The organism is Pantoea allii, assembly GCF_046529425.1.
GTDB lineage: Bacteria > Pseudomonadota > Gammaproteobacteria > Enterobacterales > Enterobacteriaceae > Pantoea > Pantoea allii.
Genome location: NZ_CP125958.1, coordinates 1828070 through 1842976, shown reverse-complemented (window position 1 = coordinate 1842976; position 14907 = coordinate 1828070). Strand labels below are relative to the sequence as shown.

Genomic DNA, 14907 nt, shown 5'->3' with positions numbered 1-14907 from the left:
TCAGACGATTATCAGGCTGAAAGCCAGGCAAACTCATGGAAGCGATAGCCCATTAGCATGCCCGATGGCCAGGCCTCAAGGCCGTTAACCTTCTTGCTGTAGCCATCCATTGAACTGATAAATGCCGGGATGAGCGTACCGCAGTGGTCATAGATCAGGGTTTGCATATCACCGTACATCTGCTTGCGTTTGGCTTTATCACGCTCACCGCGTGCCGCAATCACCAACTGGTCAAACTGGGGATTTTTCCAGCCGCTCTCGTTCGTGGAGGAGCTTGACAGGTAGAACTGTGAGAACAGCATATCCAGCGTTGGGCGCGGGTTGATCGAGCCGTAGCCGACCGGATCTTTCGTCCAGTGTGTTCCCCAGTAGCCTTCATACGGCACGCGCCGCACGTTAACGTTAAGCCCTGCGTTGCGCCCGACCTGCTGGATGAGCTGCGCGCCTTCCGTCGCGCCTTCCAGCGGCGGCGTGGTAATAATCTCTATCGACTGACCGGTCATGCCCGCTTTGTTGATGTAAAACTTGGCTTTTTCAGGATCGAGCGGACGCGGTTTAAGATCGGCGTTAAACAGCGGATGCCACGGCGGAACCGGCGTGTCATTACTGATATCGCCAAAGCCCTGCAGTACCGTTTTCACGATGATTTCTCTTGGCTGCAGGTATTTCATCGCCAGCACGAAATCCGGGTTGCTGCCGGGTTTGATATCGGTACGGATGATCAGGTTGGTATACATGCCGCCCTTGGTTTCAAGCACCGCGTGATCCGTCGTATGACCAATGCGCATACTGTCTGAGGCTTTCAGGCCCGAGGCCACCTGGATATCGCCCGACAGCAGGGCGTTGACGCGGGCAGCCTGATCGGTAACGCCAAGCAGCTCCACTTCGTCCAGATGCGGCAGGCCCGGTTTGAAGTAGTTCGGGTTTTTGGTGCCTACGGTATTCACGCCAGGCGTAAAGCTCTTGCATACGAAGGGGCCAGTGCCGATCCCTTTGCTGAAATCTTTGGTGCCATCCTGAACAATCAGGAAGGGAGACGTGGTCAGCATGTAGGGAAGATCAAAGTTAGGTGCCACGAGAACAAGCTGCACTTCATTATCGTTGACGGCAGTGATGGTCTTGAACTGTTCAGCAAGCTTGAATGCGCTAGAGGCAACGGCAGGATCTTTATGACGATTAAGCGAGAAAATCACATCCTTCGCGGTAAAAGGTTTACCGTCGTGGAAGGTAACACCTTTGCGCAGTTTAATGCTCCAGGTGATGCCGTCGTCAGAATCAACCGACTCTGCCAGGCCGGGCTTAACGGACATCGCCTTGTCGACCTCGGTCAGACAGCTGTAAAACATAAACTGGCGCGTGTAGTCGGCGCTGTTACTGCCTTTTGCCGGGTCCAGCGTATCGGTTGCAGACGCGTTAGACATCCCGACACGCAGTTTCCCGCCCTGTACGGGTTTGCTTTCCGCCAGCGCCATGCCGGGGAAGCCAATCAGTCCCGTGCTCATCACCGCACCGGCGGAGAGTAGCTTCATTAAACTGCGACGAGACAATGTGCCTTCAGTGATCATCCGCGTCAGAGCAGGATTGGTTACGTCAGATTCTTTATTATCAATTTTACTCATCTGTACACCTCATTACGTGTTCGAGCGAACATGGAAAATTCCCTGCGTTATTCAGACGGCGCATGCTGCATTGCCCATCCGCGGCGGGCTGTTGGTCGCTTTCGGCAAACACAACAACTCCGCAACGGCCTGAAAAACAATGTGAATTTACGAAAGGCGATCCTTTGCTTTGTAGTAGAGCCCGGCAAGGGGCAAAAACCACGGTTTTCCGTGATAGCCCGGCAGTGCAGGCCATGTCTGACGCTGCCAGGGGTTGTCCCGGACTTTCTCACTTAACAGATCGGCCATCACGCGGCCCATCCATACCGACATCTGGGTGCCATGACCGCTGTAACCCAGCGAATAAAATATGCCGTCCTGTTCGCCGGCGTGCGGCAGGCGATCGGCCGTCATATCCACCATGCCACCCCAGCAGTAATCAATTTGGGTGTTAGCCAGCTTCGGAAACATCTTCGCCATTGCAGCATGCAATATCTCGCCGCTGCGTGAGTCCGAGGTCGGATTGCTGATGGCAAAGCGCGCGCGTCCACCAAAGACCAGACGGCGGTCCGCCGTGGTGCGGAAGTAGTTACCAATATTCATGGAGGTAACGTAGTTACGATCCTCCGGCAGCAAGGTACGGATGAGCCCATCATCCAGCGGCTCAGTGACAACGATAAAGCTGCCTACCGGCACGATACGACGCTGGAACCATGGAAACGGACCTTCACTGGAGCAGCCCGTTGCCATCAGCACTTTGTCTGCCTGGATTTCACCCTTGCTGGTCACCACCCGGTGGCGATAACCGTCAAGGCGTTCCAGTTGAGTGACGTGATGGTGGGGATAAATTTTTGCGCCGCTGCGTGCCGCGGCTTCGGCCAGGCCCACACCAAACTTGCCCATGTGCATCTGACCGCCGCGCTGTTGCAGCAATCCACCGTGAAAATCGCTACTGCCGATCTCACGCTGAACCTCATCTTTACTCAGTAACTGGATATCGGGGTCCACCGTGCGCCGCATCAACGTGAAGGCGTCCTGCAGTCCGGCAAAATGCGAGGCTTTACTGGCCAGCTTGAGTTTGCCGCACCACCGAAAATCGCAGTGAATCTGCTCGTCCTTCACCAACTGCTCGACATAGGTAACCGCATCATCAAACGCCCGATAGAAGCGACTGGCCTGTTCAAGTCCCTGGCTGGCAACCAGCGAGGCAAAGTTTTGCGCCACGCCGGTATTGCAGTGACCGCCGTTGCGCGACGAGGCCTGACTCATCACTTCTCCGCTATCCAGCACCACAACATTGATACCGTTTCGCGCCAGCGTCAGCGCCGCAGACACACCGGTAAAGCCAGCGCCTATCACCACCACATCCGCCTGTGACGGCAACGGCCCCGGCGCGGCAGCGCTGAACGACGGGGCGGTGGCTTGCCAGTACGATTCCAGTTTCATGTCGATGTCCTCAAAGACCGACGACGCCAGGCAGGCCGCCAATGTCTTTAACTTCGGTGTATTGATAATACGGATTAGCCGGTTCATGGCCGCGGTTGACCCAGACCTTATGCTTAATGCCGAGGTCGTGGGCGGTCATCAGGTCATAACGGAAACTGGATGACACATGCAGGATCTCGTCCGGACGGCAGTCCAGTTTTTCCAGCATGTATTCAAAACCTTTCATATGCGGTTTGTAGGCACCGGCCTCTTCCGCCGTGATCGTCATATGGATCGGTGCGCCCAGGCGAGGAATATGATGAGGAATCAGGTCATTCATCGAGTTAGTCAACAGCACCAGCGGGAATTCTTTTGCCACTTTGGCTAAGCCAGCGGGCACATCAGGATGCGGGCCCCAGGTGGCGCAGTCAGCGTAAATAAAATCGCTGTCTGCCTGTTGCCATTTCACGCCCCACTTTTTGCAGGTGCGCTGAATAGCATTGCTGACGACATCGTAATAGGGTTTCCATGCACCCATGACTTCGTCCAGACGGTAGCTGGAAAAATCAGTTACAAAGGCGTCCAGCGCTTCTGCGTCGACACGATCGGCGAAACAGCGTTTAGCCGCACCGGCCATGTCAAAAAAAATCAGCGTGCCGTAACAATCAAATGTGATGAATTTGGGTTTAAACAGTGCCATTGAATTAACCTCGTTATTGTCAGGTGTGGTGCTTAAAAATCGATAAGTACACTTTTCTGGCGCTGGCAGGCCTGGAAGGCCTGGCGACCCAAATCTTTGCCAATACCCGATCCCAGAAAGCCGCCGGTAGGGATAATAAAATCGCCAGAGCGACCGTAGCGGTTGACCCAGACGGTACCGGCTTCAATCGCGCGTATCGCCCGCATCGCCCGGGGCAGACTCAGCGTATGCACGCCCGCGCACAGGCCATACGTGTCATGTGCCGCCAGTGCCAGCCCCTGCTCTTCCTCATCGAAGGTCTGAATCGTCAGCACCGGACCAAAAATTTCCTGCTGAACCGCCGGGTTATCAGGCTTAACCTGGCTTAACAGCGTGGGCTGCCAGAACCAGCCCTCATCGGTATCCGCAAAGCGTTCGCCGCCCACCAGCACTTCTGCGCCCAGGGCTTTGGCTTCTTCAATCACCGAACGCACTTTATTGCCCTGGCGTGCATCAATCAGCGGCGCATAACGACTGGTTTCCTGCCAGGTGACGCCGGGTTTAACCTCACGGCACAATGTCGTCAGTCGCGCCGTGAGCGCATCGGCAATGCCGCGCTGCACGATTAAGCGCGTACCCGCTACGCAGGCCTGACCGCCATTGGCGGTAAAGCCGCGCAGAATACGCTGCGCCAGCACCTCAATATCACCCGCATCATCAAAGACCAGTTGTGGACTTTTTCCACCCAGCTCCAGCGTCACCGGTTTCATGCCGAACTGCGCCGCATCGCTCATAATGCGCGCGCCGGTCAGGGTTGAGCCGGTAAAGGAGACCTTACGGACCAGAGGATGCCTGACGAGCGCACTGCCCGTTACGGCCCCACTGCCCTGTACAATATTGAGGATACCGGCCGGCAAACCGGCCTGGACCGCCAGTTCTGCCATGCGTACGGTAGAAAGCGGCGTCAGTTCTGATGGCTTGAGTACCACGGCATTCCCCGCAGCCAGCGCCGGTCCGCACTTCCACGAGGCCATCGACAACGGAAAATTCCAGGGTGTAATGGCACCGATCACCCCATAGGGTTCTGCAATCAACATCCCCAGGCTGTTTTCACGGGTGGGGAACAGGTCACCGCTGTATTTGTCCGCGCATTCGGCATAGAAACGGATGGCTTCGGCAGTGAAAGGAATTTCATGCTGTATTACGTCAGCAATCGGACGCGTCGAGCCCAGCGCTTCAAGCTGTGCCAGCAGCCGATCCTGCTCAATTAAATCGGCCCAGCGACGCATTATCCGACCGCGTTCACGGGGTGCACAGCCTGACCAGCCGCTGGTTTTTAATGCCTGATGGGCCGTCATGACGGCATGGTCAACGTCCTCGGCCTGCGCTTCATGCAGAGTGGCAAAGACGTGACCATCTGAGGGGCGTTTGACGGCAAAAGATTCGCCTTGTGTTTGCACATGTTTCCCGCCGATATAATGGCCCAACGGGAGTTGCACGCTTTCCGGGTCGAAACTCAACATGGAAGAATCCTTATTTGTTACAGCCGTCACACACTGGTTTGGTTAAATTTCGGCAATGCTTTTCTGAAATATTAATTAGGTAATGCAGAAAGTATGCCAGCCGTTAAGAAAATTAAAATGCGTTTAAAACCACGCAAAAAAATTTTTCTGCCGTATTAATGACGGATTTATTGCGGAATTGCCGAAGCCTTAAACAGATGATTTACCTCACAAAAAAGCCGCATTGCTTTGGTGCATTGCGCATGAAACTTGCACTAAAAAGGAGAATGGAAGGAAAACTTAGATCTGGCGCACAAAAAAAAGCGCCAGCAGAGTGCTTATGCTGGCGCGTACATTTATGAATACCGTTTTAAATTACAGGCTGCCGAGATGGAAAGTTTTTTGCTCCAGATATTCATCAATTCCGTAACGTGAACCTTCACGACCAATACCGGATAATTTTACCCCACCAAAAGGAGCGACTTCTAAAGAGATTACGCCGGTATTAAAACCGACCATGCCAAATTCCAGCGCTTCCGCTACCCGCCAGGCACGACGAATATTCTCGGTAAAGAAGTAAGCGCCCAGTCCATAAGGTGTGTCATTTGCCATCGCCAGTGCCTGCTCTTCATCGTCGAAGATAAACAGCGGCGCCACGGGGCCAAAGGTTTCTTCCTGGGCAATACGCATCTCACGCGTGACCTGACCGAGCACGGTAGGCTGAACCCAGGTGCCCGTTCCATTGCTGATGCCGCCTGTTAACAGCGTCGCCCCTTTTTGTAAGGCATCATCGATGTGCGCATTCACCTTTTCAACCGCCCCGGTATTGATTAGCGGCCCGATGGTGCTTCCGGCTGCAAATCCGTCACCCACCTTCAGGGTAGCAACGGCCTCCAGCAGACGGGCGGAAAAGCGTTCATAGATGTTGCGCTGAACCAGAATCCGGTTGGCGCAGACGCAGGTTTGCCCGGCGTTACGGAACTTGCTGGTCATTACGCCCGCCACCGCAATCTCAATATCGGCGTCATCGAAAACGATTAACGGCGCATTTCCCCCCAGCTCCAGACTCAGGCGTTTTATGCTGTCAGCGCACTGCTTCATGAGTAACTGACCCACGCGAGTTGAACCGGTAAAAGAGATCTTACGGACAAGGCGGCTTTCGGTCAGCGCGGCACCAATTTCCGTCGGCATACCGGTGACCACCTGCAAGACACCGGACGGAAAACCGGCGCGCTCGGCCAGTACCGCCAGCGCCAGCGCAGAGAGCGGCGTCAGGTCGGAGGGTTTAACGATAATGGGGCAACCCGCCGCCAGCGCCGGAGCCACCTTGCGGGTAATCATGGCGATAGGGAAGTTCCAGGGTGTGATCGCTGCCGCTACACCGACCGGCTGTTTCAACACGATAATTCTGCGGTCTGAGGTGGGAGCAGGAATGGTATCGCCATAAATGCGACGTGCCTCTTCGGCAAACCATTTGACGAAACTGGCGCCGTACAGCACTTCACCTTTCGCTTCCGCCAGCGGTTTGCCCTGCTCGGCCGTCATGATGATGGCAAGATCGTCCGCGTTATCGATAATAAGCTGGTACCACTTCTCCAGCAGCCCGGCACGTGTGGCATTAGGCGTTTTTGCCCATTCATGACGCATCGACTCCGCGTGGTTAATTGCCGCCTCGGTTTCCTCACGGCCCAGCGCCGGAATGGTGGCCAGCGTGTCGCCGGTGGCCGGGTCGATAACCGGCAAGGTTTCGCCCTGATAGCCATTCTGCCATTGGCCCGCAAACAGCGCCTGTTGGCGCAGCAGCGTGTGATCGTTTAGTTGTATACGTGACATCCCATCCCCCTTTGTTCAGATCTTTCCACTTTATCGGGTGGGGGGAAGCGCAGGATGTTGTTATTGCCAGCCAGAAAGCGTTCGCTGAGAGGATTTACGGCAGAAAAAAAATTTTATGCCGTCACGATATGCCCGAGCGTTAAATCTGAAAATCGATCACCGGTTCATCATCACCCGCTGATGAAAGCGCCTGCTTTTTGATCTCTTCAAGCGACAGGTTGGCGTTGCACAGCTCAAGAAATTGCCAGACGTAGTTGCGCTGTAGCTGTCCCCGTTTCAGGCCCAGCCATACCGTGTTGGCGTCAAACAGGTGCGTGGCATCCAGCCTGACCAGCTCTCCGCCCGGCTCGGTTTCACAGGCCTGATCGGCCAGAATACCGACTCCGAGACCAAGTTTGACATAGGTTTTCACCACATCGGAATCCTGGGCGCTGAGCACGATGTCCGGTTTTAAACCTGCACCCTGAAAGGCTCTGTCCACGCGCGAGCGTCCGGTAATGCCCTGACGATAGGTAATAAGAGGATGGTGGCTCAGCGCATTCAGTGATACCGGTTGCTGCTGAACGAGGTCATGATCGTGCGGCACCAGCAAAGCATGATGCCAGCTGAACCATGGAAACGCCGCCAGACTGCCGTTGTTCACCAGCATTTCACTGGCAATGCCGACATCCACCTCTCCTGCCAGCAGCATATTTACGATTTCCTGCGGCGATCCCTGGTTGAGTTCAAGCCGGACATTGGGATAAAGCTGGCGGAACGCCTTAATAACCGGTGGCAGACTGTATCGGGCCTGAGTATGGGTGGTTGCGATGGAGAGAATACCGCTGGATTCATTGGTGAAAACGTCCGCCAGACGACGGACTTTACCGGCTTCGTCCAGAATTCGCTCAGCGATGGTTAACAACGCCTTACCCGGCTCCGTCATACCGAGCAGTCGCTTGCCGCGCCGGATAAAAATTTCGACGCCAAGCTCATCTTCCAGATCGCGGATATGGCGACTGACGCCCGATTGTGACGTAAACAGGGTGCTTGCCACCTCTGTCAGGTTGAACTCCCGCCGCGCGGCTTCGCGAATAATTTTAAGTTGCTGGAAATTCACACCCTTTACCTCTCTTTACACAATCTGATAACCAGAGGGTAAAAAGGATTATCGATAACAGGAAATACTAAAAAAGTTTTATTTATGCATTTAAAGCATATGACACGCAGCAGGAAGGAATGAATCACATCAGGGAGGACAGCCAGAGAAAGGGCAGTGGCGCGATGTCTCCGCGCCCTGCTTTACAGACAGATCAACAAGGATGAGCGTTAGCTGACCAGCGTGAGTTCGCGTTTTTCCGTCAGCGGCTTGTTAAGCAGCGACAGCAGGATATTTTTAACGGCCTGCGCAGGCGGCGATAAAGGCAAACGGTGCGACAGGTTCAGCGACAACGGCAGGCTGATGGTCGGACTGGTAATGCGCGCCATCCACGCCTGGGTTGATCCTACCAGCGCCCGGGCAGCCGACTCCGGCAACACGGTCACACCCATTCCGCTTGATATGGCGGCGGTGAGGGTAGAAAGCGACTCTATTTCGCCAATAATGCGCGCACTCAGGCGACGCAGTGAAAACGCCTCATCGACCCGCTGGCGCACCGCGCTGTAGTCGCGTGGCAGAAACAGGCTCATCTGCGCCACGTCGGCCAGATCCACGTTGGTCCCAGGACAGGCCGTGGTGCCCACCAGATACAGATCTTCTTTCAGCAACGGCACGCTGTTAATGCCTGCCGTCGGCGCCCGGTCATACAGCACGGCCATATCCAACTGACCGTTGATGATGTTTTCGTTTAGCGCACTGCTGCTGTTTTCATGCAGATAAACCATGATATCGGGATACTGTTCCCGTACGGTTTGCAGCAGCGGCATAGTTAAGGCTGAGGCCGCCGTTCCCGGTGCCAGGCCAATCGACACCTGCCCGTTGACCACCTCACCCGCATTCATCACTGCTGACTGTGCCAGTTCGCACTGCCGCAGAATAACGCGCGCATGGCTGTAAAGTAATTTCCCGGCTTCCGTCGGCGTAACGCCGCGCTTGGTGCGGTTGAGAAGCTGCTGTTCCAACTCACCTTCAAGCGTAGCAACCTGCTGGCTCAATGCAGGCTGAGCAATATGCAGCACTTCGGCTGCCCGCGTCAGGCTACCGATATCGACGATTTTCACAAAATATTTCAGCCGTCTTAAATTCATCTTGCCTCCGTTGCTACGTCAAGGTGTCTGGCTGGTCTCTGTCAACCAGCTTGCATAAGAGGGAATTGCAATATGCAGACCAGGTTTATTCAGATCGCGAAACATGTTGGGAAATAATTGCTAAGCATCAGAATAAACAGCGTTTATCTGTACCTCCAAAGAGGTAAGTCTGGGAGCACCGCCGCATTCAGGCGGCAACGCGAGGTGAGCTGCACCGCAACAGTGCGCAATATGTCAAACCAGCGTGCAGCGTCGGCCCTGTGCCAGCAAAGGTTATCGACGTGCCAGCGCCCGGCCCGGTTATGCAGGAGAAAAAGCAGAAAGAGAGAGGCGTTGCTGCGTAAAAGTCTAAGACGGCAGGCTGAGGGGAAACACGTTTATTGCCTGAGCGATTGATCGATTCGAAACGTCTTCCCACCTGTCACATGTAAATTCGCTCACGTTTTATAAAAGGTTAGCAAGGCGAATACGCAAACGCATTTGTGTTGTAGCAAGGCAGATATCCTCTGGCACCAGAGAAAACCTCCACGGGATTTCGGTAAAAAGCTTTTTAGTTTTGCTGTCTCTTGTTCACCTCAGCCAGCAAAGCGCGAATACGCAAACGCATTTGTGTTGTAGCAAGGCGGCGCCAGGCGCTTAGGCCCAGGAGCATAGTCAACTATGTGACTGGGATAAGCGCCTGGTGCCAACGCCGCTACGGCGCAAAGGCGGCAGCGTATTAGCGTTTGGCGCGATTGCGTCGCATATCGATGGTAACTGCGGCGACGATGATGATGCCTTTGATGATGTCCTGGATATACGCATCCACCCCAACAAAGGTGAATCCGCTTTTAATCAGACCAAGAATCACCGCACCAATCAGCGTGCCGGTAATACGACCCACGCCGCCCATCAGGCTGCTGCCGCCGATGACCGCTGCGGCAATCGCATCCAGTTCATAGCCCACGCCCATGCTTGACTGGCCGCTGCTGACGCGTGCCGCCAGCACCACACCCGCCAGGCCTGACAGCGCCCCCGCGATGGTGTAAACGATGATCAGGTATTTATTGACGTTAATGCCGGACACTTTGGCCGAAGTCATATTGCCGCCGATGGCATAAACATATTTGCCGTAGCGGGTATGTTTCAGCGCAACGTGAAACACCAGCGCCACAACCAGGAAAATCACCACCGGCATAGCACCCTGACCAATAGAGGTGAATCCATCGGACAGAAAACTGATGGGGTTGCCCTGGGTGTAATACTGCGCCAGACCGCGCGCGGAGACCATCATACCCAAGGTGGCAATAAACGGCGGGATACCGGTACGGGTAATTAAGACGCCATTGATCAGCCCGCAAAGCAAACCGACCCCGATACCGGCACCAATAGGTACAACCGCAGGCATATTAACCAGCGACGGGAACATCGGCGTGAGACTGTCTGACGTTTGCGCCAGGCTGGCAGCCACCACTGCGGTTAACGCAATCACCGAACCGGAAGAAAGGTCGATACCGGTCGTAATGATCACCTGCGTCACACCCACGGCAATGATGCCGATGATAGCAACCTGCAGGACGATCAACACCAGGCGGTTAGGATTGAGTAAAAAGGACTGATCGCGCACATACCAGCCGAACATTTCAAAAACCAGGGCAATCCCCACCATCACCACAAAGATGCCGGTGTCCTTTGGCATGCGATGGCGCAAGGTCGACAGAAACGAGGGTTGTTGTTGAGGAGCCTGAGCGGCCGTGACTTTTGTGTTACTCATAGTGGTTTCGCGCCTCATTCGGATGCTAACGACAAAATAGTTTCCTGGTCGGCTTCTTCTTTATTGAGGATGCCGGTAATGCGCCCGCCATGCATCACCATTATACGGTCGCTCATGCCCAGAATCTCCGGCAGCTCTGACGACACCATAATGATGGCGACTCCACGGTTGGCAAGCTCACTGATCAAACGGTAAATTTCGGCTTTTGCCCCTACATCGATTCCTCGCGTTGGCTCATCCAGGATCAGGATTTTCGGTTGGGCCAGCAGCCAGCGAGCGATAAGCACTTTCTGCTGATTTCCCCCGCTCAGGTTATTGATGATTTGATCCATGGTTGGGGTTTTGATGTTCAGGCGGCGAATTTGATCCATGCAGTCCTGGGCCATTTTGACATGGCTGACAAAACCGCTTTTACCGCTGTATTCAGGCATGTTGACGATGCTCATGTTCTCTAACACCGACAACACTAAAAACAGCCCAGACTTCTTACGATCTTCAGTCAGAAACGCCATGCCTTTTTCAATCGCGGCAGACGGCGAGTCGATAGTGATTGGTACGCCATCAATCAGGATTTCACCGCTGTCAAAATGCGTCATACCAAACAGGGTTTCCATCACCTCGCTGCGCCCTGCCCCGACCAGCCCGGCAACGCCAAGGATTTCGCCACGACGTACGCTAAAACTCACCTCAGAAAACCGGTCTTTACAGGTGAGGTTACGTACCGTCAGCACCTCTTCACCAATGGCATTGTTGAATTTGGGGAACAGCTGTGTCAGCTCACGTCCAACCATCTTGGTAATCAGCGACTGGCGCGTATATTCACTGGTGATGTCGCTGCCGACCCAGTTACCATCACGGAAAATACTAATCTCATCCGTGATGGCAAAGATCTCATCCATTTTGTGGCTGATATAGATGATGGCTTTCCCCTGCTGGCGCAGATCGCGAATGATGGTAAATAAATGCGCGACTTCAGTTTCCGTTAAGGCGGAGGTGGGTTCGTCCATAATGACAATGTCGGAATTCCAGGATACCGCCTTGGCAATCTCTACCATCTGCTGCGAGGCAATACTCAGCTCGCCCACCATGCTGTCGGCTTTCAGTTTAATATTCAGCCGGTTTAGCAGCGCCTGGGTTTCTTTATTCAACTGAGCATGGTCGACAAAGCCAAATTTAACCGGCTCCCGTCCAAGCCAGATATTTTCAGCCACGGTCATGTGCGGCACCAGATTCAGTTCCTGATGGATCATAGAAATACCGGACCGTAACGCATCCATGGTGTCCCTGAATTGCACTGGCTCCCCTTTAATCTTAATGGTGCCCTGATCGGGACGATATATCCCGATCAGGCACTTCATTAAAGTGGATTTGCCCGCGCCATTTTCACCCATCAAGGCATGTACCGTTCCAGAACGTACGCGCAGTGACACATTGTTCAGTGCCTTAACGCCTGGAAAGAACTTGCTGATGCCTTCGGCTTCAAGCGCAAAAGCGGTCATACATCACCTCCGTACAACAGGTTCGGGACGTTTATTTTTGGTTCATGCCAACGTATTTGGTGTAGTTGTCTTTGGTGATCAGCTGGAAGGGGATATCCACAATTTTCTGCACTTTCTCACCGTTAGCCAGCTTGATGGCGGTCTGAACAGCGCCTTCACCCTGGCCTTTAGCATCCTGGAATACGCTGGCCACCATCTTGCCGTTCTTGATCATCTGCAACGCATCCGGTGTGCCATCCACGCCTGCTACCAGAATGTGTTTATCGTTCTTGCCTAATGCCTGAATGGCGCCAATCGCCATTTCATCGTTGTTTGACGCGATGGCATTGATATCATCGCCAGCGGTCATCCAGTTACTTACGACATCTACCGCATCGTTACGGGTAAATTTGGCCGTTTGTTTTTGTACCACTTTAATATTTGGGTATTTGGCGACCACGGCTTCAACGCCTTTGGTACGTTCACGCGTGGCTTCATTAGCCAGATCGCCCAGCAGAATCGCCACATTGCCTTTGCCGTTCATGGCTTTCGCCAACGCTTCCATCTGCAGACGTCCCGCCAGCTCGGAGTCAGAGCCCACATACGCCATCTTGTCGCCTAACTGGGCCTGAGGTTTACGGTTAACAAACACCAGCGCCACTCCGGCTTTGGTTACCTGATCGATGATGGGTTTCACGGCGTTCGTGTCTACCGGGTTAACGATGATGACGTCCACGCCCTGACCAATAAAATTTTGTACCTGCTGGAGCTGCTGGGCCACATCGCCTTTGGCATCTTCAACCTGACCTTTCACGCCATCTTTTTGCATTTCTTTTTGCATGGCGGTACGCACAATCGTCAGAAAGTTGTCATCAAACAACGCCATTGAAACGCCAACGGAAATATCTTTTGCCATTGCGGCGGCGGGTAACATGCAGGCTAACAGTGAGGCAACAATCGTTTTTTTGATGTTCATAGGGACCCTTCTTATTTGTTAACTTGCTAGCGAATAACGCTTTGAATGAAAAATATTTTTTACATTCGAACCGCTTCGCTGGCGTTTTTATGGAAAATTTGAGGTAAGGCAACTCCGTTAATGCTTTTTTTTCAATCCACCATTACTTTTCTTATCTACATGATTTTACTAACTAAGGATGAGGCATCCTCTTTGCGCTGGCACGTCCATCCCACTTTCCCGCGCCGAGCAGTTTATTTATTCCATATATTTTGTTTTTGAAATTTTTATCATAAAAGCACTGAAACAAGTGTTTTGATATCGTCAAATAACAAAACTTTGACATGCGTCTAACATCTACTGAGAAATGGGTTTAAAGTGAGATCCTGTTAGCAGTTTGAAAAGCAAGCGAATGTGTCTGATATTCGCCAAAGCGCTGCTTTTACGAGCACTTGAACGCAAACGATGAAAGAGTGCTTTGACATCCCGAACTGACGCCGCTACTATTCGCCCCGTTCCAACAATTCCTCTGTAGTTCAGTCGGTAGAACGGCGGACTGTTAATCCGTATGTCACTGGTTCGAGTCCAGTCAGAGGAGCCAGATTTTGAAAAGCCCGCTCAGGGAAACCTGAGCGGGCTTTTTGCTTGCTGGGGGTTAGCGTTTGTGGCGTCGCCCGGTAAGACGGGCTGCATGGGAATAGCGCGATGGCCAAATCTGTTCCGGTTTAACCCCTAACGCAGCCGCAATAATGCTTTCCCCTTTCGGCCAGGGCCGCGTGAGTGCATTGGCCAATGTGGATGAGGCCAAACCCGCCTTGCGCGACAGTGCTGCCAGCGATGTACCTTGTTTCTTTATTCCCGCGATGATATCTGCCGGATGCCAGTCCTGATGTTCCATCTTATTCACTCCTCGTTATGCAAACGCATCGCATTATCCCATTTTGGGATAAATCAGCCAGCGCGAGATATTCGATTTTGGGATAAAGATCGAGATAAAACGATGTCGACTATCTATACAGAAGAATATCAACGCGTTGTTAAAGCATTACGTGATGCAAGAGTAGCGAAAGGCATTACCCAGCAGCGGCTGGCGGATGCGCTCAATAAACCCCAATCCTTTATCGCTAAGATTGAAAGTGGTGAGCGGCGATTAGATGTGATCGAGTTCGTCCATGTGGCACACCTGCTGGGGATTGAGCCTGCGCCGCTTCTGGAGGAGATAGTGCCGAAACGAAAAATAACGCTGAAACAGAATTGAGAGGCCGGGCTGGCGTTCATTACGGCTACGCCATTTTACTGAATGAAGAAGGCTACCTGGTGCCAGGACCGACGCAAGGTACGCGACACAGAAAATACGGGTGGTGTGCCTGTCACTGGCCTTTTCAATCGCCTGAAAAATCAGAACGGGTACGCTGGTCGCGCCACATGGCAATTGATGATGAAAGAACCGGGTGGAAT

Annotated in this window: 12 protein-coding genes and 1 tRNA gene; 2 read left to right on the top strand and 11 right to left on the bottom strand. The window is 53.4% G+C overall.

From position 1 onward, the window contains the following. Positions 1–11 precede the first annotated feature (11 nt). From QNH99_RS08780 to QNH99_RS08735, 10 genes are all read right to left on the bottom strand, one after another. Entirely contained in the window at positions 12–1619 is a 1608-nt protein-coding gene (locus QNH99_RS08780; RefSeq protein ID WP_109717310.1) for an ABC transporter substrate-binding protein, read from the bottom strand. A 147-nt stretch (positions 1620–1766) separates the two neighbouring features. Then, positions 1767–3044 carry an NAD(P)/FAD-dependent oxidoreductase gene (locus QNH99_RS08775; RefSeq protein WP_256852344.1) on the bottom strand — a complete coding sequence of 426 codons (1278 nt, stop codon included), beginning with the start codon at positions 3042–3044 and terminating at the stop codon, positions 1767–1769. Positions 3045–3054: 10 nt separating this feature from the next. Beyond that, on the bottom strand, positions 3055–3723 hold the full coding sequence (locus tag QNH99_RS08770; protein ID WP_063880105.1) for a haloacid dehalogenase type II: 669 nt from the start codon (positions 3721–3723) through the stop codon (positions 3055–3057). A gap of 32 nt (positions 3724–3755) precedes the next feature. Next, entirely contained in the window at positions 3756–5225 is a 1470-nt protein-coding gene (locus QNH99_RS08765; protein ID WP_145394104.1) for an aldehyde dehydrogenase family protein, read from the bottom strand. A gap of 354 nt (positions 5226–5579) precedes the next feature. Next, entirely contained in the window at positions 5580–7037 is a 1458-nt protein-coding gene (locus QNH99_RS08760) for an NAD-dependent succinate-semialdehyde dehydrogenase (RefSeq protein WP_410517569.1), read from the bottom strand. A 139-nt stretch (positions 7038–7176) separates the two neighbouring features. After that, on the bottom strand, positions 7177–8136 hold the full coding sequence (cbl, locus tag QNH99_RS08755; protein WP_096010770.1) for an HTH-type transcriptional regulator Cbl: 960 nt from the start codon (positions 8134–8136) through the stop codon (positions 7177–7179). Positions 8137–8345: 209 nt separating this feature from the next. Next, a complete protein-coding gene (gene nac, locus QNH99_RS08750) occupies positions 8346–9263 on the bottom strand; it encodes a nitrogen assimilation transcriptional regulator NAC (protein WP_063880109.1) in 918 nt (305 codons plus the stop codon). 718 nt (positions 9264–9981) lie between these two features. Next, entirely contained in the window at positions 9982–11016 is a 1035-nt protein-coding gene (locus QNH99_RS08745) for an ABC transporter permease (protein ID WP_145394106.1), read from the bottom strand. A gap of 14 nt (positions 11017–11030) precedes the next feature. Further along, complete coding sequence (locus QNH99_RS08740; protein ID WP_410517568.1) at positions 11031–12515, bottom strand: sugar ABC transporter ATP-binding protein; 1485 nt, start codon at positions 12513–12515, stop codon at positions 11031–11033. 31 nt (positions 12516–12546) lie between these two features. Beyond that, entirely contained in the window at positions 12547–13470 is a 924-nt protein-coding gene (locus tag QNH99_RS08735) for a sugar ABC transporter substrate-binding protein (protein WP_109717314.1), read from the bottom strand. Positions 13471–13974: 504 nt separating this feature from the next. Here QNH99_RS08735 and QNH99_RS08730 point away from each other — a divergent pair. After that, a tRNA-Asn gene (locus QNH99_RS08730) sits at positions 13975–14050 on the top strand. Positions 14051–14104: 54 nt separating this feature from the next. Here the strand turns inward: QNH99_RS08730 and QNH99_RS08725 are convergent. Further along, complete coding sequence (locus tag QNH99_RS08725) at positions 14105–14347, bottom strand: helix-turn-helix domain-containing protein (RefSeq protein ID WP_256852345.1); 243 nt, start codon at positions 14345–14347, stop codon at positions 14105–14107. A gap of 102 nt (positions 14348–14449) precedes the next feature. On the opposite strand from QNH99_RS08725, the gene QNH99_RS08720 reads away from it, so the two are divergent. Further along, positions 14450–14707 carry a helix-turn-helix domain-containing protein gene (locus tag QNH99_RS08720; protein WP_256852395.1) on the top strand — a complete coding sequence of 86 codons (258 nt, stop codon included), beginning with the start codon at positions 14450–14452 and terminating at the stop codon, positions 14705–14707. The last annotated feature ends 200 nt before the right edge of the window (positions 14708–14907 follow it).